Source organism: Acinetobacter endophylla (genome assembly GCF_053543775.1).
Window position 1 is genome coordinate 23,333 of sequence record NZ_JBLVOM010000312.1, and the last position, 19,496, is coordinate 42,828.

At 45.3% G+C, this 19,496-nt stretch carries 19 protein-coding genes; 16 read left to right on the forward strand and 3 right to left on the reverse strand.

What is annotated here, in order from left to right:
- Positions 1–470: 470 nt before the first annotated feature.
- Entirely contained in the window at positions 471–884 is a 414-nt protein-coding gene (locus ACNPNW_RS16600) for a PH domain-containing protein (protein WP_005250440.1), read from the forward strand.
- Between the two features lie 17 nt (positions 885–901).
- Here the strand turns inward: ACNPNW_RS16600 and ACNPNW_RS16605 are convergent, their stop codons facing one another.
- Positions 902–1,963: an AAA family ATPase gene (locus tag ACNPNW_RS16605; RefSeq protein ID WP_448767213.1), complete on the reverse strand. Its 1,062-nt coding sequence runs from the start codon at positions 1,961–1,963 to the stop codon at positions 902–904.
- A 225-nt stretch (positions 1,964–2,188) separates the two neighbouring features.
- Here ACNPNW_RS16605 and uvrC point away from each other — a divergent pair, with 225 nt between their 5' ends.
- From uvrC to pgsA, 3 genes are all read left to right on the forward strand, one after another.
- The gene (uvrC, locus tag ACNPNW_RS16610) at positions 2,189–3,988 is read left to right on the forward strand and encodes an excinuclease ABC subunit UvrC (protein WP_005250444.1); all 1,800 of its coding nucleotides are present in this window, start codon (positions 2,189–2,191) and stop codon (positions 3,986–3,988) included.
- A gap of 115 nt (positions 3,989–4,103) precedes the next feature.
- Positions 4,104–4,898 carry a thioesterase family protein gene (locus tag ACNPNW_RS16615; RefSeq protein WP_086044207.1) on the forward strand — a complete coding sequence of 265 codons (795 nt, stop codon included), beginning with the start codon at positions 4,104–4,106 and terminating at the stop codon, positions 4,896–4,898.
- Between the two features lie 107 nt (positions 4,899–5,005).
- On the forward strand, positions 5,006–5,593 hold the full coding sequence (pgsA, locus tag ACNPNW_RS16620; protein ID WP_016806864.1) for a CDP-diacylglycerol--glycerol-3-phosphate 3-phosphatidyltransferase: 588 nt from the start codon (positions 5,006–5,008) through the stop codon (positions 5,591–5,593).
- Positions 5,594–6,253: 660 nt separating this feature from the next.
- On the opposite strand, the gene ACNPNW_RS16625 is transcribed toward pgsA, so the two are convergent.
- Together ACNPNW_RS16625 and argH are read right to left on the reverse strand one after the other, a co-directional pair.
- On the reverse strand, positions 6,254–6,523 hold the full coding sequence (locus ACNPNW_RS16625; RefSeq protein WP_004278636.1) for an oxidative damage protection protein: 270 nt from the start codon (positions 6,521–6,523) through the stop codon (positions 6,254–6,256).
- A gap of 15 nt (positions 6,524–6,538) precedes the next feature.
- Positions 6,539–7,969: an argininosuccinate lyase gene (argH, locus tag ACNPNW_RS16630; RefSeq protein ID WP_222110601.1), complete on the reverse strand. Its 1,431-nt coding sequence runs from the start codon at positions 7,967–7,969 to the stop codon at positions 6,539–6,541.
- On the opposite strand from argH, the gene ACNPNW_RS16635 reads away from it, so the two are divergent.
- The 12 genes from ACNPNW_RS16635 (at position 7,960) to ACNPNW_RS16690 (ending at position 19,482) form a co-directional block, all read left to right on the forward strand.
- Positions 7,960–9,114, forward strand: coding sequence for a sensor histidine kinase (locus ACNPNW_RS16635; protein ID WP_086044205.1), 1,155 nt, complete (start codon positions 7,960–7,962; stop codon positions 9,112–9,114). The genes argH and ACNPNW_RS16635 overlap by 10 nt on opposite strands.
- 69 nt (positions 9,115–9,183) lie before the next feature.
- A complete protein-coding gene (locus ACNPNW_RS16640; protein ID WP_086044204.1) occupies positions 9,184–9,924 on the forward strand; it encodes a LytR/AlgR family response regulator transcription factor in 741 nt (246 codons plus the stop codon).
- A 108-nt stretch (positions 9,925–10,032) separates the two neighbouring features.
- The gene (gene hemC, locus ACNPNW_RS16645) at positions 10,033–10,956 is read left to right on the forward strand and encodes a hydroxymethylbilane synthase (RefSeq protein ID WP_004647306.1); all 924 of its coding nucleotides are present in this window, start codon (positions 10,033–10,035) and stop codon (positions 10,954–10,956) included.
- Complete coding sequence (locus tag ACNPNW_RS16650; protein WP_005105426.1) at positions 10,956–11,735, forward strand: uroporphyrinogen-III synthase; 780 nt, start codon at positions 10,956–10,958, stop codon at positions 11,733–11,735. Before hemC ends, ACNPNW_RS16650 begins: the two co-directional genes overlap by 1 nt.
- Positions 11,732–12,571, forward strand: coding sequence for a hypothetical protein (locus ACNPNW_RS16655; protein WP_005105429.1), 840 nt, complete (start codon positions 11,732–11,734; stop codon positions 12,569–12,571). The genes ACNPNW_RS16650 and ACNPNW_RS16655 overlap by 4 nt, the downstream gene beginning before the upstream one ends.
- Before the next feature lie 6 nt (positions 12,572–12,577).
- Positions 12,578–13,771 carry a hypothetical protein gene (locus ACNPNW_RS16660; protein WP_005250450.1) on the forward strand — a complete coding sequence of 398 codons (1,194 nt, stop codon included), beginning with the start codon at positions 12,578–12,580 and terminating at the stop codon, positions 13,769–13,771.
- Between the two features lie 8 nt (positions 13,772–13,779).
- Positions 13,780–14,208 carry an acyl-CoA thioesterase gene (locus tag ACNPNW_RS16665; RefSeq protein ID WP_086044203.1) on the forward strand — a complete coding sequence of 143 codons (429 nt, stop codon included), beginning with the start codon at positions 13,780–13,782 and terminating at the stop codon, positions 14,206–14,208.
- A gap of 141 nt (positions 14,209–14,349) precedes the next feature.
- Positions 14,350–14,676, forward strand: a complete 327-nt coding sequence (locus ACNPNW_RS16670) for an H-NS histone family protein (protein ID WP_026055760.1) — start codon at positions 14,350–14,352, stop codon at positions 14,674–14,676.
- A gap of 183 nt (positions 14,677–14,859) precedes the next feature.
- Positions 14,860–15,603 carry a type II secretion system protein N gene (gene gspN / locus ACNPNW_RS16675; protein WP_005250453.1) on the forward strand — a complete coding sequence of 248 codons (744 nt, stop codon included), beginning with the start codon at positions 14,860–14,862 and terminating at the stop codon, positions 15,601–15,603.
- Positions 15,603–16,457: a type II secretion system protein N gene (locus ACNPNW_RS16680; RefSeq protein WP_005250460.1), complete on the forward strand. Its 855-nt coding sequence runs from the start codon at positions 15,603–15,605 to the stop codon at positions 16,455–16,457. Before gspN ends, ACNPNW_RS16680 begins: the two co-directional genes overlap by 1 nt.
- 38 nt (positions 16,458–16,495) lie before the next feature.
- The gene (gene gspD, locus ACNPNW_RS16685; RefSeq protein WP_005102817.1) at positions 16,496–18,760 is read left to right on the forward strand and encodes a type II secretion system secretin GspD; all 2,265 of its coding nucleotides are present in this window, start codon (positions 16,496–16,498) and stop codon (positions 18,758–18,760) included.
- Positions 18,761–18,822: 62 nt separating this feature from the next.
- The gene (locus ACNPNW_RS16690) at positions 18,823–19,482 is read left to right on the forward strand and encodes an FHA domain-containing protein (protein WP_004729299.1); all 660 of its coding nucleotides are present in this window, start codon (positions 18,823–18,825) and stop codon (positions 19,480–19,482) included.
- Positions 19,483–19,496: the final 14 nt, after the last annotated feature.

A 19,496-nucleotide genomic window follows, 5' to 3' on the forward strand; every position in this document is an offset into this window, starting at 1 on the left:
AACAAGTTGTATCAAGCCGTGACGCAATGGTCATCAATTTCTGCCGGCTTGATCCGACCGGTTATAATTTTTCCTTTCAGTTTCTTATAGCCCGATGAACCAAAGATTCTGTTTCAATTCATTATTTTTTATCAATCAGCCTGATAGATATGGAGCAGGGTGACTGATTTTCAAGGTGTATTTCTAGCGGAGTTTTGTCAATTCAGTCAATTTCTATCCTTGAACTTGCCATTTTTAGCCTCGAAGTATGCTGAGCGCAGGGCTTTCAGGTCTTTGCTGATAGTATTTAATCAGCACAAATAACAGTGTATTAGATCATTTGAGTTACTGAACTTTTCTGATGAGATCGAAAATGGGAACGATCCTGTCGATGTGTGATTTAAAATAATTTCCATCCTGCCGGGTTGAATCCCTGTCATCTGCTATGGAATTGTTTATGATGATCTTGCACTTAGATATGGGGGATATCGATGCACGTATTTCGTTCTAAAAAAGACTGGTGGCTGCTGGCTTTTGTGATTTGTATGAGTGGCCTGCTGCTGCAACTGCTGCTAACCATGCAGGCCAAAGGGACCATGCAGCAATATCCGCTGCACACTGCGGTTTATATCCTGACCATTCTTATTCTATGGTGGCCGCTCTGGAGTACGCGCTATGTGGTAGACAATGGGGTGTTGACCATAAAAAGCCTGTGGTTAAGCTGGAAGATTCCGTTAAGTGAAATCCAATCCATTCAGCCCACAGACCACTCTATCATTGCGCCAGCCTTATCCTTAAAGCGTCTGCGGATTGACTATACGGAAGGCGGCGTGCAGAAATTTATATTGGTTTCACCCAAAGATCAAACTGCTTTTATACAGGTGCTTCAGCCGAATAAAAACTGATATCGAGTCTGCCTTAGTTAAGCTTTTGCTTGCTCAGGCAGAACCACCAGCTGTCCATCGACACAGTCCAGATGCAGACTGAACTGCTCAGGCTGGTTTAAAAAATACAGCGCCAGAATCGGCTCCAGTTCGGTACGCATCTTGCGGCCCAAATGTCGGGCGCCGTAACGAATATCATGGTCCTGATAGAAATAGGCTTTGGCTGAAGCGCTTAAATGCACGCTGCGTTGCTGATGTTGCAAGTGCTTGTTCAGTTTATCCAGTTCAATTTCGACCAGACGTGGCAGGGCATCATGCTGTACCGCCTGATAATGCAGGCTGCGGTCAATCCGGTTCAGAAATTCAGGGTCGAATTTACGCTGCATGACTTTTTCAATGATGCGCTGGGTGGGAACGCGCTTCAGACACAGTGCCTGCATTTTCTCAGGCAGATAGCTGAGTTTGTCCAGATATTGCTGCGCCGCCTGTGCCCCGACATTGCTGGTCATAAAGATCATGCAGTTGCGAAAATCGATAGTTTTAGTGCCCGCTTTCAAGGTCAGCCGGCCAGTATCCAGCACGTTCATCAAGCCGCGAATCACTTCGTTACTGGCTTTTTCCAGCTCATCAAACAGCATGATGCCGGGACGGGTATGACTGTCGGCAATCGCAGTTTCATCAAACAGGCTGTGACCTTCCTTTGATCCCACATAACCGGGCGGTGCGCCGGTCAAAGCCGCCGCATAATGTTCCTGTGCCAGAGTATTCATATCAATCCGGCAAAAGGCATCCGGGCGGCCATAGATCGCATCGGCAATCAGACGCACGGTTTCTGTTTTACCGACGCCAGTAGGGCCCAGCATCAAGGTAACCGACAAAGGGCGATCCGGACTGGAAAAATCTGCCTTGACCACATGCAACATTTTTTCAATTTCATTCAGGGCTGCATCCTGCCCAATAATCCGTTCACGTAGCAGTTGCATTACCTTACTCGGCTCGAAATGAAAACGCGGTTTACCAATCAGGCGAGCACGTTCAGACGGGTGATGGGTGGAGGTGGAGGGTTGAACAATATGAATGCCCGATTGCTGCAGGGTCATGCGAATCATCTCAAAACTAGACTTTTTGAGCATAACAAAGTTAAAGGTTGAAACTTATAGCTTTTAACAATCAGTTTATGTCGTGAGGATTATAGATTGGGGGGATAACCCGACAGGAACTTTAAGATTAAGTGGCAGCTTCAGGGGAATTTTGTGTTTTTGCTTGAAAATGACGCAACAATCATCACATATATCTGCAGATTGTAGGTGAAAAATAGGCTTTAGGTGAACGAAAACGCACGCCCCCATATTGAAAAAATCCTGGCGAATATGACCAGCCTGCCCGGGGTCTACCGGATGTATGGCAAAGACGGTGAATTATTGTATGTGGGTAAAGCCAAAAACCTGAAAAACCGGGTCTCCAGCTATTTTGTCAAAACGCTGGATCATCCCAAAACCCAGGCCTTGGTGGCACGGATTTATGATATCCAGACCCTGGTGGTACGTTCTGAAACTGAAGCCTTGTTGCTGGAACAGAACCTGATCAAGCTGCATCATCCGCCCTATAACATCATGCTGCGTGATGACAAATCTTATGTCTATATTTTTGTTTCGGCAGATAAACCCTATCCGCGTTTAGCCAGTGGGCGCGGCAAGGGCAAGCACCAGGTGGGCAAGTTTTTTGGACCTTATCCGAGTGCGTATACCGCCCGGGATACTCTGGTGGTGCTACAAAAACTGTTCAATGTGCGTTCCTGTGAAAACAGTTTTTTTGCCAACCGGACCCGGCCATGTCTGCAATACCAGATCAAACGCTGCTCTGCGCCCTGTGTCGGATTTATTTCTCCGGAAGACTATAAGGCAGATGTCGATAACTCGATCCGATTTTTGCAGGGCGATACCAAGGAGCTGAATCAGGAACTGATCGCAAAAATGGAAGCGGCCGCTGAAGCGCTGGAATTTGAAAAAGCAGTGTTCTATCGTGACCGGATGGCATTGTTAAGAGACGTACAGTCGCAGCAGGCGATCTATAAGCTCAAAGGCGAAGCCGATATCCTGTCGATTGCCTATCAGGCCGGGGTGACCTGTGTGCAGATCATGCATGTGCGCAATGGTAAAATGCTAGGTGGAAAAAGTTATTTCCCGGATATGCTTAGTGATGACCTAGGGCAGATGCTGGCCGATTTTATTGCCAATTTTTATTTTCAGGTAGCCGATGAAATCCCGGCTGAACTGATTGTCAATCTGGAAGTGGCTGACCGTAAAGAACTGGAAGCGGCACTGTCGCAGCATTTTGGCAAGAAAATCCAGATCAAGTCCAAAGTCCGCGAAACCCGCGCCGAATGGCTGGAACTGGCGCAGATGAATGTACAGCACGCGATTCAGGGCAAGCTGGCCAATCATATAGAATTAAATGAGCGTTTTCATCAGTTGGAGCAGGTGGTCGGCCGTCCTGTAGATCGGATTGAGTGTTTCGATATTTCGCATACTATGGGTGAAGATACCGTGGCCTCCTGTGTGGTCTTTGATAGTGGGGGCGCGCGCAAGCGCGACTATCGCCAGTTTTCCATTCATGATATTCAGGCAGGTGATGACTATGCCGCCATGCGTCAGGCGCTGACCCGTCGTTATAAGAAAGCCCTGTTACCGGACTTGCTGCTGATTGATGGTGGCAAGGGGCAATTGCATATGGCGATGGAAGTCATGCAGGAACTAGGCTTAGAGGCCTTTATGGTCGGTGTGTCCAAAGGTGAGGGACGTAAGCCCGGTCTGGAAACCCTGCACTTTACCGATGGCAGTAAAATTCAATTACCGGAGGATCATAAGGCGCTGCATCTGATTCAGCAGGTACGTGATGAAGCACACCGCTTTGCGATTACCAAGCATCGTGCTAAACGTGACAAGAAACGAGGTTCATCAGTGCTGGAAGTTATTCCGGGGCTCGGACCAAAACGCCGTCGGGATTTGCTGACCCATTTTGGCGGGATTCAGGGCGTACTGAAAGCCTCAGAAAGAGATCTGCAACTGGTACCGGGACTGGGTTCAGTCATGGCCCGGATGATTTATAAAGTGCTGCATGAATGACGCGTGGCTTAAATGCAAGGGCCAAAGTGCGCATTGACGCTTGGGTCACGTGACATTCACAACCTGAAGAATTTTGCCGAATATACTGAGCATCAAGACTTACTGAGGGATCAACATGTCTTTGCATGCACTTTATGCACAAATTGCCGAACAGGAATGGGTAGAGTTTCCACAGGGATGGTTACAGGGTCGTACTCTGTATGGTGGTCTGGCTGCCGCGATGATGATGCAAAAAGCCGTCACTCACATCAATGATCCGGCCAAGCATTTGCTGAGTTGCAGTGTGACCTTTGTCGGCCCGATTCAGCAAGCCAAAGTACGACTGAGTGCCGAAATCCTGCGGCAGGGCAAGTCGGTGACCACGATTGAAGTGCGCTTATGGCAGGACGACGCGGTGCAAAGTATTCTGATTGCCAGTTTTGGTATTTCCCGTGATTCAGAGATTCAGGTAAAGCAACAAGTTCAGGCACCCGACTATGCTGCGCCAGAGCAGCTGTTTCAGATTCCTGTTGGCTATGGTATGCCAGACTGTTATGACCATTTCGAAGTAGCCTGGGCGGATGTCAATCTACCTTGTAGTGCCAGTCCTCGTCCGGACTTTGGTGGCTGGTGCCGGTTTCATCCTGAAAAGCATCACAACCGTGAATTTCTGGTCGCAGACTTGATGGCTATTTTTGATATCTGGCCACCTGGGGTGTTGCCGATGTTTAAAAACATGGCGCCTGCGAGTAGTCTGACCTGGACAGTGACCTATGTGCATCCGGTTCAACATCAATTGCATGATTGGTTTAAATATAAAGTATTTACCGACTATGCTGCGGATGGTTATGCGACGGAGCATGCCTATCTCTGGGATGCCGAAAATCGCCTGATTGCGATGGCAAGACAAACAGTGACGGTGTTTGCCTAGTGACACTGCAAGTCAATTCGTATAAAGTGAAGCCTATTAATGATGGATCAAACCTCTAAAAAAGTGTGCATTTTCATCGTACATGAGGGGAAAAATTGGCGGTGTCTATGACTACAGGTCGTATCCTGAATATTCCAAATATCTTGACCTTGGCGCGTATCGCTCTTATTCCGGTATTTTTATTGGTGGCTTACTGGCCACCTGCAATGGGCTTTGATGCCCATAACCCCGACATGACGCGGCATATTATTTTGACCACGATTTTTGTGGTGGCTGCAGTAACGGACTGGTTTGATGGCTATCTGGCACGTACATTAAACCAGACTTCTGCTTTTGGACGTTTTCTCGACCCAGTTGCAGATAAATTGATGGTCGCAGCTGCACTGATTGTGCTGGTGCAATGGCAGCCTTCCATGTCGATGGCTTTTGCTGCGATTGTGATTATTTCGCGTGAAATTACTGTGTCAGCCTTACGTGAGTGGATGGCAGAGTTGGGTGCACGGACCAATGTTGCGGTTTCAACGGTGGGGAAATACAAAACTGCTTTCCAGATGATCGCCATCACCGTATTTCTGTTAAATTGGCCACCGCTGGAAATGCTGGCCTATGCCTTGCTATACACCGCAGTGGTACTCACCTTATGGTCGATGTTCATTTATCTGAAAGCGGCTTGGCCATATCTGAAACAGCCTTAATCGAAATGAAAAGAGAAGCTCCTTGAAAGGGGGCTTTTTTTATGCGCTTAAATTATCAAGCCAATCGGCAAATTGCAGGCAAAAAAATACCCAGCCTTTGGGGGAAGAACTGGGATGAAATCGGGGTATTTGTTGCTTATTATTATAGTTATTCAAAGATATCTCATCTTCTTAGGGATCATTATAGAGAGACAGTTTTTTTTAATCATGTGGCTTCTTGTAGCAGAATGTTGTGTTTTGTGATTACTCTGTATATTACTTTTACAATCTATTATTTTGATACAAATCTGAATGTTTTTCAGCAGGATAGTGGCTGACTAGATAAACGAAATAGAATAAGTAAAAATCTGTTTTTGTGCTCTAAGTGTGAGTTAGTAAGATTTGTTAGAATTAGTCAAAAAATCCCCTGAGATAGGGGATAGATTTATGCCTACGCGGACTTCATTCTTGTTTTGTGTAAAAAAGAAAGGCAGGGCTTTAATGTGAAAAGTTCCTGCATTGGGAGCTCTTCACATTCAAAACTACGTGCTTAGCTGGTCTTGAGTAATGTTTAGAACAACACATAAAAAAGAATCTCCAAAGTTGGAGATTCTTTTAGATTAAAGTCTACGCGGACTTCGTCCTTGTCTTACGTAAAAAAGAAAAGCAGTGCTTTCTTTTTTACTCAGGCTTCAGCCCTTCGGCTTTTTCTAGGGATGCATCATTGTTAAAGAACTTTTCACGCTGTTCTTCAAGAAACTTTTTCGCATCTGCTTCAAACACGTTCAAACGCTTTTCATTAATTAGCGTAGTCTGGTGTTTTAGCCATTCTTGCCAAGCCTGTTTAGACACGGTGTCAAACAATTCCTGACCCTTTGGCCCCGGGAATGGAGCAAAGTCTAAACCTTCCATGTCTGCCTGATACTTACGGCAAAAAACTTGTCGAGACATATCCATACTCCAAAATTATGCGTAAAGTTGTTCCAAACGCGCATGTGCACGCTCAATGGCTGCTTTCACTTGAGCAGGCGCGGTGCCACCAATGTGATTACGGGCATTCACCGAAGCTTCAAGAGTTAGGGCTTTTTCAAATACGTCTGCTTGAATCAGGTCAGAGAACTGTTGCAGTTGTTCGAGTGTCAATTCAGACAGGTCTTTAGATTCTTGTACACCGAGTGCAACCGCTTTACCTACAATCTCGTGCGCATCACGGAATGCAACGCCGTTTTTCACCAGGTAATCAGCTAGGTCAGTCGCAGTTGAGAAACCACGCAGCGCTGCTTCGCGCATTTCAGCAATGTTTGGAACCAGTGCAGGAATCATGTCAGCAAATGCCATGAGTGAACCACGAACTGTATCGATCGCATCGAACAATGGCTCTTTATCTTCCTGATTGTCTTTGTTATAGGCTAGAGGCTGGCCTTTCATTAAAGTCAGCAGGCTCATCAAATCGCCATAGACACGACCAGTTTTACCACGTACCAGTTCAGGTACATCCGGATTTTTCTTCTGCGGCATGATGGATGAACCAGTACAGAAGCGATCTGGAATGTTCACGAATTTGAACTGTGCAGACGTCCATAGAATCAGTTCTTCAGACATACGTGACAAGTGCATCATGATTAAAGATGCAGCCGCATTAAATTCAATTGCGAAATCACGATCCGATACTGCATCTAAAGAGTTTTCAGCAACGGCTTCAAAACCTAACAGTTCAGCGGTATAGGCGCGTTCAATCGGGTAAGTTGTTCCCGCAAGTGCAGCAGAACCCAGTGGCATACGGTTGACACGCTTACGGCAATCAATCAGACGCTCTGAATCACGTACCAGCATTTCAAACCAAGCCATCAAATGGTGACCAAAAGTCACTGGCTGAGCGGTTTGCAAGTGGGTAAAGCCCGGCATGATGGTGTCGGTATTTTTAGCCGCTAAGCTTAAAATACCTTTTTGTAATTTTTTCAGTAACTCCAGGATGCCATCGATTTCATCGCGCACATAAAGACGGATATCTGTTGCCACCTGGTCATTACGGCTACGGCCAGTATGTAATTTCTTACCAGTAATGCCGATACGCTGAGTCAGGCGTGACTCAATGTTCATGTGTACATCTTCTAAATCAATGCGCCATTCGAAGTTACCAGCTTCAATATCGGCTTGAATCGCTGTCAGACCTTCAATAATGTCATCGCGTTCTTGCGTGGTCAGTACGCCCACTTTTGCCAGCATGGTTGCGTGGGCAATCGAGCCTGCAATATCTTGTTTATAAAAACGTTGGTCAAATTGAACAGATGCTGTAAATTCAGCAACAAAAGCATCAGTCGCTTCAGAGAAACGACCGCCCCACATACCCGAAGTCTGGGCGTGTGATGGATTAGAGGAATTAGAAGATGTGGTCATGTCGGCTCAATCAGATTAAAAGCAGTAGAACGAAAAAGAGTATAACAAATTCAAAGCCCATTGCCGAAATCACATCTGCTCAATCTTTTACATCGATGAACGAACAAACGCAAAATTCCTATTTTTTTAGCCAGATCGGCAATTTACGCTATTTGCTGGAACTGTTTGCTGGCGGCAATATTCTCGCCATGATTCTGGCGCTTGCAGAAGCGCAATCCTGGCAGGCATTAAATGGGATACACCTGCTGCAATATATGCTGTATATCAACTGGATACTGTTATGTTTTGCAGCACTGGTTGAACTGTTCCATCAGTCCTTTCAGCGTATGGGCATTAAACTGGCGTTAACTTCCGGATTTCTGCTGTTACAGGCAATTGTATTGCTGACCACGGTGAACCTGAATATCTTGATACATTTTGGACAGAATTTTAATTTTCAAGATTTAAACCTGGTGATTGCGCTGGATCAGGTTGGACTCCATTTAAGTCTGGGAATTTTACTGGGAACCTTCTGTTTTCGTTATCTTTACTTGCGTGAACAATGGGAGCAGCAGCAGCATAGCGAGCTGAATGCTAGAATTCAGGCCATGCAGGCACGGATTCAGCCGCATTTCCTGTTTAACAGCATGAATAGTGTGATCAGCCTGATCAGTATCGATCCGGATAAAGCCGAGCACATGCTGTTGAATTTGTCACGGTTATTTCGTGCCAGTTTTCAGGAATTAAAACTGGTCAACCTGCAGGAGGAAATTGATCTGTGCCAACGCTATCTGGAGATTGAGCAGATCCGTCTAGGTGAGCGTTTGCATGTGGAATGGAAGTTAGAAAACAAAGACTTATACTCACAAGTTCAAATTCCATTATTAACTTTACAACCCTTGTTAGAAAATAGTATTTTCCATGGAGTTGAAAAAATTCTTACAAAGAGTACCATAAGCATATTGGTTGAAATATTGCAAAATCAAATTAATATCATCATAACCAACCCTTATGCACAGGATAATAAAACTTTAAAAAAGGGACATGGTATTGCAATAGAAAATGTCAGACAGCGTCTGCAAGCTTATTATGGACCCAGTGTGACTTTTCAAACCTTTGCCGGCGAAGGGATGTTTACGACGGTAGTGCGATATCAATATAAATAAAAATAAATCAAAGAAATCGCAGTTAGCTTTATCATTCATCTGATGATGTTAACTGGGTAAGGAGGAGAAATGGACATCCTGATTTGTGATGATGAGCCTTTGGCCGTCGAGCGTTTATCACGTTTGGTCTCTCAACTGGGGCATGATGTGGTGGCGACAGCAAGCCATGGCCGTCAAGCGATTGATCTGGCTCACCAATACGAACCCGATGTCATCCTATTAGATATTCAAATGCCTGAAATGAATGGACTGGCTTGTGCGCAACATTTGCGTCAACTGGATCCAATGCCGGCCATTGTCTTTTGTACGGCCTATGACCAACATGCGCTGGATGCATTTAAATCAAATGCCGAAGGCTACTTGCTTAAACCGGTGATGCAACAGGAATTGGCACAGGTTTTAGAGCACTTAACTAAACTTACCCAAGCTCAAATGAGCCAACTAAAACAAAAAGAAAATATGGACGAAATCAATATCAGCCGCCAGCAGATTGCGGCAAAGACCTATCGTGGTGTCGAATTGGTGCCAGTTGAAAATATCTATTATTTTCTGGCGGATCAGAAATATGTCACTGTGCGTCATAAAAACGGCAGTGTATTGATTGATGAAACCTTAAAGGAGTTGGAGCAGGAGTTTGGGAGCCAGTTTATCCGGATTCATCGTAATGCCTTGATCTCGGTGCATTATCTGGATGGTCTGGAAGTGGTCAGTTCAGGTCAGTATCAGGTACGTTGTCGTGAGCTGGACGACCGTTTGGCGGTCAGTCGGCGACATTTACCATTTTTACGAGATCGGATTCAAAAGCTTTAGCAGGGGATGAATGAGAGCATTCAGTTGAAACTTGTATAAATTCACTTGCATTTTCAAGTGAGCAGGTTAAGTTTAGACTATTGTTCTCATTTACTGTTATTGAAATTTATGAAGACCCTAAAAATTGCAACTCGACAAAGTCCACTTGCGCTTTGGCAAGCGGAACACATCCGTGCGCGCCTACAAGATTTGCACGCTGGTTTGCAGGTCGAGTTAGTCACTTTTGTTACACAGGGCGATAAAATTCTAGATACACCACTGGCTAAAATTGGTGGAAAAGGACTATTTGTAAAAGAATTAGAAGCCGCTTTACTGGATGGTCGTGCAGATCTGGCTGTGCATTCCATGAAAGATGTCCCGATGGCCTTGCCTGAAGGTCTGAGTCTGGCAGTAATCTGCGAACGTGAAGACCCATTAGATGCCTTTGTGTCGAATACCTACACTAGTTTTGAAGAATTGCCACAAGGTGCCAAAGTCGGAACCTCAAGTTTACGTCGTAAAACCCAGATTTTAAAACAGCGTCCGGATCTGGACATTATCGATTTACGCGGTAATGTCGGCACACGCTTGTCCAAACTGGATGCTGGTCAGTATGATGCGATTATTCTGGCCAGTGCCGGTTTAAAACGTTTAGGTCTGGCAGAACGTATTCGTCATACTCTGACGCCTGAAGTCAGTCTGCCGGCCGTGGGACAAGGTGCATTGGGCTTAGAATGCCGTACTCATGATCAGACGGTGCTGGACTTGATTCAGCCACTCCTGCATGCAGATACAGATGCTTGCGTACGTGCCGAACGTGCCTTTAATGCCTATCTGGAAGGCGGTTGTCAGGTGCCGATTGCCGGTTATGCCACGCTCAAAGAGGGTGTGATTTCAATCGAAGGTCGTGTAGGCAGTATCGATGGAGCAGTTTTGCTCCGGGCACAGCAGACTGGAAAAACGGCAGATGCAGAGCAATTGGGTGTGAAGCTGGCAAAAGACTTGCTTGATCAAGGTGCTGGCGAGTTGCTGAAAGCACTCTATTCACACTGATGTTATTGATTAATACCCGCCCCAGTGATCGTGCTGCAGGTTTGACCCAGCAGTTACAGGCAGCGCAAGTGTCTGTTTTAGAATTGCCTTTGCTCGAACTGCATGCCATGCCTTATTCCGATGAGCTGTCGAGTTTGTATCAGCAGCTGGAGCAGGCACAGATTATTGTGGTGGTTAGCCCGACGGCCGCTCAGATTGGCATGCAATATTTACAACAGGCGGGTATTAAGCTCTCGGCCTTGGCGCAGGTGCATTGGGTGGCAGTGGGCAAAGCCACTGAACAGGCATTGGCGAGCTACGGCATTCATAGTCATGTGCCTGAGGTCGAAACCTCGGAAGGCATGCTGCAATTGCCTGTGTTGAAGCAACTGGCTTCTGGCTCAGGTGTAGCCTTCTGGCGCGGAGAAGGCGGTCGTCAATTTATGATGGATCATTTACGTGCCAGCAATATTAAAGTTTTAAACTTTATTTTGTACCGGCGGCAATGTCCTGAAACGACGGCAACGATTTTGGCAGAGAACTTGTCGCTGCTTAAGAGGCAGCAGCGTTTTGCAGTTCTGATCACTAGTGAGGCAAGCTGGTTAAACTGGCTGGCAATTATGCAGGATAGTGCAGAGTTCATACAGCAAGCCTGTTATTTGGTTTTGGGGCCACGTTTGGCCACTATTCTTGGGGAATATCAACAGCAGCATCAGGCAAGTTTTCAATTCGTACAAGTCGATGATTTAGAGGCAAATACGATCTTGCAGAAAATGAGGCTGATATTAGGGAACGCATGAAGAAACTATTCATTGTAGTGTTCATCTTGAGTATGGCGTGGCTCATCAAGCTTAGCTATGACTTTCATGTTCTGAATACAGCACAGACTGAATTCAATCAAAGCATCAATCAGTTACAGCAGCAAAATGCCAATCTCAATGATCAGTTCGTGGCTTTAAAACGCCAGATTTCTGCTCAGCAGGAAAGTGCTAGGGCTACTTCAGCAAAAGCGCCAGTAAGTGAAGCGGTAGCTAATGAAACACAGAATGATATTGCCTTAGTACAGCAACATCTGGATCTGATCGAATTTGCACTGCAACAGCAACAATACGCCACTGCGATTGAGAAATTAAATCAGTTATCCAATGAGCTGGATGATTATATTTTAGCGCCTGCCTTGGTCAGTAGTTTGCAGCAAGTAATTGCAAAAGATCAGGACATGCTGAAAAAATTCGTGAACAGCCGATTAGTGCAGCAAAATAAAGTAAAAGAAGTTTTGGTGCAGATGGATACTGAAATTGAAAAAGAAATTCGGACACCATATCGTCAGCGTCCAGAAACTCAACGCTCTTTCTGGCAGCGCTGGGTTCAGATTGAATCCGCAGATCAGCCAAGCATAGTCTTGATGCAACGGCATCTGGTACTGAAAGAGGCCCAATTGCGCTTGCTCATCGCACAAAATACCTTGCAAAAAGACCAATCCGTCGCTTTTCAGCAAGCACTGAATGCCGTGATTGAAGTCTTGGAGCAATTGCCGGATGCACAGAGCCAAAAATGGATTCAGCAATTGAATCAAATTAAGGCCACCCCGATTACTCCGATTCCATTATTAAACACACGCACCCTAGTGGGCTAATTGCTTATGAAACAGATTCTGCTGGCCTATTTATTTGTCTGCTTACTTGGCATTGCGGTGCTGAGTATCCTGAGTTATGGACATGGGGCTGGCTATGTCTATCTGTATTGGCGCGAGTGGCAGTTACAAACCACCCTCTGGTTTTTGGCCGCATCCTTGGTCAGTGTAAGTTTTTTGATGCATTGCATCTGGTATGCGATCAAGCAGTATCGCAGCCGTGAACAGCGTAAAACTGAAACAGTCTTTAGTTTTTCCCGCTTGCACCCTTATGAACAATTGGCAGTCATCTGGTTATTAAACGCTGCTCAGGATCAGCGGGATTTTATTCAGCAGTCTTTCACCAAGTCGGGTTTACTCAAGCATATTATTGATGCACGTTTATCTTGGGGACAACAGCAATATACCCATGCATTAACTGCTTTAAACCAATCCAATCCCATGGCATTTGAATTGGCAGAATTGCAACGGATTGAAATTTATTTATCACAACAGCAAGGTGAACAAGCACTTACCCATTTGGAGTTTTTAAATCAGCATGAATTATCACCTTGGTTAATGCAGGTTAAAACAGCCTATGAGCAGCGCCTTGTTGCATTATGGGGAGTATTTGCCATGCAGTTTCCCTGGTTATATTTACGCTCGACTCAATATGGGCATTTAGACCAAGAAGTAAAAAAATCATGGCTGGAACAATTATTACTGGCCTATGACCAAGCCACACAGGACGATTTATTTTATTTACAGCAACGTTATTTAGATTTAAAACCTCAGATATTTGATCGTGACTATTCGGTCAAATTATTATGGTTGAAATTATTATTTAGAATGCCAGAAATGAGTGCCGAGCATGAAGTGCTTGCGATTCATTTAATGGAACAGCAATTTAATCAGGATGTCTTTTATTTGTGGTTCCAGCAACAGTTATTGCGGCAAAATCCAGATTATGATGCGATTGCACAACAGATTTCGCACTGGGAAGCCAAATATCCGGCATTACCGATTTTAAGCTTTGCGAAATGGCATGTGTTGCAAGCTACAGGCTATACAGATCAAGCTCAGCAATTGCTCGACTTATATCCGGATGATATCCGGATGAGTTATTTAAGAATTAAAGCTGCCTTACAAGATCGGGAGGACTTGCTACAGCAGTTAAATGCAGTATTTGAATCGAATGTAAACTTTATAGAAATTAAGACTTGAGAATAATGATGTCAGAATTAAAACAATATCCAGTTATTTATGAACAAACAGTTGCATGGGGCGATATGGATGCCTTTGGACATGTCAATAATGCCATGTATTACCGTTATGTCGAAAGTGCACGTCTAGCTTATTTAACCCAATTAGAAATTCTCACTGAATCGGTATCTACCGTAGTGGCATCCAATCAGTGCCGTTATTTAAAACCCGTGGTTTTTCCTGATCATTTAAAAGTGGCAGCACGTATTGAAGAAATTCGAAATAGTGCAGTTAGAATGCAATATCTATTATGGAGTGAAAAACAGCAAAGTATTGTTGCTACTTCAGAAGCAGTGATTGTCTGTGTCGATAAAAAGACCATGCAGAAAACAGAAATTCCGGAACATATTCGCGAAAAAATCAAAGCACTTGAATTAAGCGTTCAACATGAAATTTAAAAATGAATGAAGCATTTTATTTTGTAATTTTTTTTAAACTTTATTGTTATTGCTTTAAGGTTTTATATTGAATGTTTTATTTAATATAAATATGATGGGTCTATTATTTAATAAAATGAATAATATTATTTTTCGGAGAGCATTATGCCAGATATTACGCATTTATCAGTAGAAGAGTTAAAACGTTTACAAGCAGAAGCAGAATCGCTGATTGCTTCAAAAAAAGATCAAGAAATTGAAGACGCTTATCAGCAAATCTTGGCAGTTGCTGAGAAAGTGGGTATGACGGTTGAACAGTTACTTGAATTTGGTGCATCTAAGCGTAAGAAATCGTCACGTAAGTCGGTTGAACCGCGTTACCGTAGCAAAAGCAATCCGGACGATACCTGGACTGGCCGTGGTAAACAGCCGCGCTGGTTGGTGGCTGAATTGGAAAAAGGCGCAAAGCTGGACGATTTCCTGATCTAAGCCTTCATTTGATCTGGTCATTAGGCTGTCATACAGACAGTCTATGATCATTAAACCAAGCATACCTGCTTGGTTTTTTTATATCTATGAATTGGCGTTGGCAGAAAAGTGTGCATAATGTGTGGGTATAAGGGGAAAATTATAAATGGGGGATTTGGACTTGAGCGATTGGTCGTGGTGGGGATGAGCAGTAAACCGAAAACTTTAAGATGGTTGATCCTTGCTCTTGTTGCATTTTTTATTTTTGTCGTATTACAAGTGCCAGCAGCCTGGTTAATTTCAAAATTTTATAAAAATAACCAGACGTTGCATAATGTAAACGGAAATATCTGGCAGGGAAGTGCGGACTGGAAAAAAGGCAATCTTCGGGGCAGTCTGAACTGGAAAGTACGGCCGCTGGATTTGCTGTTGCTGCGAGTTGGAGCACATATGGATTTGCATAGTGGCAATACCCAGCTTTCCGGGATCATGGCCTATGGTCTGAATAAATCTTTAATTGTCAAAAATCTTGAAGGGCAGGTCGCGCCTGAAACCTTAAAAAAAGTTGCAGACTGGCAATGGCCGAGTACTGCGATTCAGTTTAAAGATCTGGATTTTAAATATAAAAAAGATCAGGGCTTTAGTCAGGTGGCCGGGCAAATGCAATGGGTGGGTGGTGAGCTGATTTATACCTTTGCCCAGCGTCAGGAACGCATGAATGTACCCGCCATGACTGGACAACTCGCAGATGAAAGCGGACAGCTGTTAATTGGTGTTCGGGATAGTCGCGATCAACGTATGCTGAATATCAAGCTTGATCCGAGTCTGATGCTGGATATCCAGCTCACCCAACGCTTTTTAATGAATGCGCCTTCCTATGAAGGTAAAGCCGGATTAGATACCTATGTGATCAGTACCCGCCAACCCTTAATGGGAGGCTTGAATTGATGACAGTTTCTCTGAATGATTTAAAAAATATTGAACTGAAACAGCTCAATCGTGCTGCACCTGTGGTTTTGTTACTGCTCATCCTGTATCTATGCTGGAAGCTGGCGGCTTTGTTCTGGTTGCTGATAGCTCCACCCCAGGCCATGCAGCTGGATCGGGTTGAACTGGGTTCGCAACAGCCGCAAATTCCGAATATCGGTGCATTTTCGCTGTTTCAGGAAGTTGGGCAGTCTGCGGGTGTGGTTGAAACCGCCAATATCATTTTACAAGGGGTGATGGTCGCCAGTCCAAGTTATAACTCTTCTGCGGTACTGAAAATCAATGATCAGGTCGATCGTTACCGTGTCGGGGAAATGTTGGCCAATAGCGGTTTTGAGTTGGCTGAAGTGCATTGGGATCGGGTTATTTTGCGTCGATCCACAGGTGCTACTCAGGAAATCTTATTCAAAGGTCTGGAAAATGGCTTGAATCAGCCGATTGTGCCGGAAACATCAGCATCTTCAAGTTCAATGCCTGCTATGCCTTCTAATAGTGGTATGCCTGAGCAGCCTTCGCCACAGAATGAAATTGGTCGGGCCATCCAGCAGATGCAGGAAAACAAAGACCAGTATTTACAGAATATGGGGGTGAGTGCAGCAGATGGTAGTTATGAAGTGACTTCACGGACGCCGGCTGCACTGCGTAATCGCCTGGGTTTAAGACCGGGCGACCGGATTTTGTCTTTAAATGGCCAGACGCTGAGCCAGGGACAGACCGAAGCACAATTACTGGAACAGGCCCGACGTGAAGGTCAGGTCAAACTCGAAATAAAACGTGGTGATCAGGTGATGACCATACAACAAGATTTGAAGTGATGTGTCATCACGCATAGGGTTAGGAAACACGAAAGTTTATGGCTTTATTTAATAATAATCGATCAGCATGGGCATTCTGTGTGGCCGCACCGTTAATGGCTATGGTCAGTACGGCGAGTTATGCACAAACCTGGAAAATCAACCTTCGAGATGCTGACTTAACTGCATTCATTAATGAAGTGGCCGATATTACCGGCAAAAACTTCGCAGTCGATCCGCGGGTACGTGGCAACGTGACGGTCATCTCCAATAAAGCCCTGAATAAAAATGAAGTCTATGACCTGTTTTTAGGCGTACTGAATGTCAATGGTGTGGTGGCGATTCCTTCGGGTAACACCATCAAGCTGGTTCCGGACAGCAATGTCAAAAGCTCAGGCATTCCCTATGATGCCAGAAGCCGTGCCAGTGGTGACCAGATTGTGACCCGAGTGTTGTGGCTGGAAAATACCAATCCGAATGACTTGATTCCTGCATTACGTCCTTTAATGCCGCAGTTTGCCCATTTGGCGGCGGTGCCGGGTACGAATGCCTTAATTGTGTCGGATCGTGCCAGCAATATTTACCAGCTGGAAACCATTATTCGTAATCTGGATGGCACCGGTCAAAATGATATTGAAGCGGTCAGTTTACAATCCAGTCAGGCCGAAGAAATGATTGGACTGATCGAGTCCATGACTGCCACCGGTGGAGCTAAAGATGTCCGCGGTTCACGGGTGCGGGTGATTGCAGATACTCGTACCAACCGGATCATCATCAAAGGTGATCCCACGACGCGCAAACGGGTGCGTCAAGTGATCGAAACTCTGGATGTGCCGGCTGCGGATCGTTTGGGCGGTTTAAAAGTTTTTCGTCTGAAATATGCCAGTGCCAAAAATCTTGCGGAAATCTTGCAGGGGCTGGTGAGCGGGCAGGCGGTGAACAGTAGTAATTCAAATTCAGGTAGCACAACCTCGACCTCGTCTTCACTCAGTTCCAGCAGCAATTTAAATAACAACAATACCAGTACGGGTTCGAGTAGCAACACCTCTTCAGGCATTCAGCTGAATACCGGCATGAATAATGAGCAGGGCGGAATTACCAGTTTTAATGGTAATGGCGTCAGTATTATTGCCGATACCACGCAAAATTCTCTGGTGGTGAAAGCGGATCCACAACTGATGCGAGAAATTGAATCAGCAATTGACCAGCTGGATATCCGTCGTCAACAGGTGCTGATCGAAGCCGCGATTATTGAAGTGGAAGGAACCGATGCGGATCAACTCGGTGTGCAATGGGCCTTGGGTGATATCAGCAGTGGGATTGGGCTGGTGAACTTCGATAATTTTGGGACTAGTCTGAAAAATATTGCGGCCGGTTATCTCACCGGTGGTGGTGCAGGTGCTGCAAGTGCCGTGGGCGCGGGCAGTTCACTGGTACTCGGTGATTATCGTGAAGGCAGTGATGGTTCCCGTCGTCTGTATGGTGCGATGATTCAGGCACTCAAAGAAACCACTAAATCCAACCTGTTGTCTACGCCGTCGATTGTGACCATGGATAATGAAGAAGCTTATATTGTGGTGGGTGAAAACGTACCTTTTGTGACAGGCTCAGTGTCTACAGGTGCTGCTGGAGTTGCTAATCCCTATACCACCATTGAACGCAAGGATGTCGGGGTCACTTTAAAGGTGGTCCCGCATATTGGCGAAGATGGTACGGTACGCCTGGAAGTGGAACAGGAAGTTTCTGATGTCAAGGCCAGTAAAGGGCAGGCACAGGATCTGGTCACCAGCAAGCGAGCGATCAAAACCTCAATTCTGGCCGAACATGGACAAACCATTGTCCTTGGTGGTTTGATCTCAGATAACACCAGTTATGGGCGTCAGGCTGTACCTGGTCTGGGTGCGATTCCAGGCTTGGGACGTTTATTCCGTTCAGAAGGTAAGTCCAATCAGAAGCGTAACCTGCTGATTTTTATCCATCCAACCATTGTAGGCGATAAAAATGCAGTGCGTAAACTGACCCAACAACGCTATAGTCAGCTATATAGTCTGCAACTCGCACTCGATTCGGACGGGAACTTTGCCAAGCTGCCAGAAAGTGTTGAAGATGTGTATCAACAGCGAATTCCAGTATCCAGAACGCCATTGCAAAACTCGACTTATCAAACTGTGCCGACCGCACCCGTTCAGGCGCAGCCAGCCAATGTAGTTGTTACGCCGGTAGCGATAGAACCAGTGATTCAGCGACAAGTGGTAGAACCCGTCCAACAGGTAGAAAAAAGTAAAAATACCGTTACAACAACCACACTTAGACCCAAAAGCTAAGTCATTCGCATTTGCAGACAGCATGTTATGATAATGTCAAAGAGAACAGAGAAGTAACTTTCATGACTTGGAAAATACACGCGATTACAGGCGACTTAACAGGACAGGAAATTAGCATTGACCGTGACATGCTGGTGGGGCGTCATCAGGCGGCAGATATCGTGTTACAGGCTGCGGAAATCTCCCGTAAACATGCGGCATTTTTACTAAAGGATGATGCGCTCTGGGTGCAGGATTTGGGTTCATCGAATGGCACTTTCGTCAATGATGTGCAGATTGCGCAAGAAACCTTATTAAAGCAGGATGACATTGTTCAGTTTGCCAGCTTGAAATTTTCAGTAATGGCGCCTGCGGCTGCAGTAGAGGTTCCAGCAGAAATTGAAGCAACGGCAGAAAAAGTCGTGGAACAGGTCGAAGTCGCTGAGCCTACACCTGCACAGCAAATGAATGATCAGGGAATGCCGGAACTGAAACATCGTGATGCTACGGTACAATTAACCCGTGATGGCATGCCAACCAATGTCGGTATTCCAAAACCGGCACCTATTCCGGAAGGCGTGGACATTAATGCGGTAAAACCAGAGCCTACCCCAATTCCGGTTGAGCAGCCTGTATCACGTGTAGAACAGGAAAAAGAAACCCAGAAAAATGTATCTGTAGGTTTGATTTCAGTGATTGTGCTGATTATTTTGGCAATTATGGCTTGGTTGTTGTTCAAATAAGCTGATGATTGGTT

Bases quoted from the DNA above. Each gene is read 5' to 3' on its own strand.
- ACNPNW_RS16660 (WP_005250450.1), top strand. From the start codon at position 12,578: ATGAAACAGATTCTGCTGGCCTATTTATTTGTCTGCTTACTTGGCATT.
- hemC (WP_004647306.1), top strand. From the start codon at position 10,033: ATGAAGACCCTAAAAATTGCAACTCGACAAAGTCCACTTGCGCTTTGG.
- ACNPNW_RS16665 (WP_086044203.1), top strand. From the start codon at position 13,780: ATGTCAGAATTAAAACAATATCCAGTTATTTATGAACAAACAGTTGCA.
- gspD (WP_005102817.1), top strand. From the start codon at position 16,496: ATGGCTTTATTTAATAATAATCGATCAGCATGGGCATTCTGTGTGGCC.
- pgsA (WP_016806864.1), top strand. From the start codon at position 5,006: ATGACTACAGGTCGTATCCTGAATATTCCAAATATCTTGACCTTGGCG.
- ACNPNW_RS16605 (WP_448767213.1), bottom strand. From the start codon at position 1,963: ATGACCCTGCAGCAATCGGGCATTCATATTGTTCAACCCTCCACCTCC.
- ACNPNW_RS16640 (WP_086044204.1), top strand. From the start codon at position 9,184: ATGGACATCCTGATTTGTGATGATGAGCCTTTGGCCGTCGAGCGTTTA.
- ACNPNW_RS16615 (WP_086044207.1), top strand. From the start codon at position 4,104: ATGTCTTTGCATGCACTTTATGCACAAATTGCCGAACAGGAATGGGTA.
- ACNPNW_RS16680 (WP_005250460.1), top strand. From the start codon at position 15,603: ATGACAGTTTCTCTGAATGATTTAAAAAATATTGAACTGAAACAGCTC.
- ACNPNW_RS16600 (WP_005250440.1), top strand. From the start codon at position 471: ATGCACGTATTTCGTTCTAAAAAAGACTGGTGGCTGCTGGCTTTTGTG.
- ACNPNW_RS16625 (WP_004278636.1), bottom strand. From the start codon at position 6,523: ATGTCTCGACAAGTTTTTTGCCGTAAGTATCAGGCAGACATGGAAGGT.
- ACNPNW_RS16690 (WP_004729299.1), top strand. From the start codon at position 18,823: ATGACTTGGAAAATACACGCGATTACAGGCGACTTAACAGGACAGGAA.
- ACNPNW_RS16650 (WP_005105426.1), top strand. From the start codon at position 10,956: ATGTTATTGATTAATACCCGCCCCAGTGATCGTGCTGCAGGTTTGACC.
- argH (WP_222110601.1), bottom strand. From the start codon at position 7,969: ATGACCACATCTTCTAATTCCTCTAATCCATCACACGCCCAGACTTCG.
- ACNPNW_RS16655 (WP_005105429.1), top strand. From the start codon at position 11,732: ATGAAGAAACTATTCATTGTAGTGTTCATCTTGAGTATGGCGTGGCTC.
- gspN (WP_005250453.1), top strand. From the start codon at position 14,860: ATGAGCAGTAAACCGAAAACTTTAAGATGGTTGATCCTTGCTCTTGTT.
- ACNPNW_RS16635 (WP_086044205.1), top strand. From the start codon at position 7,960: ATGTGGTCATGTCGGCTCAATCAGATTAAAAGCAGTAGAACGAAAAAG.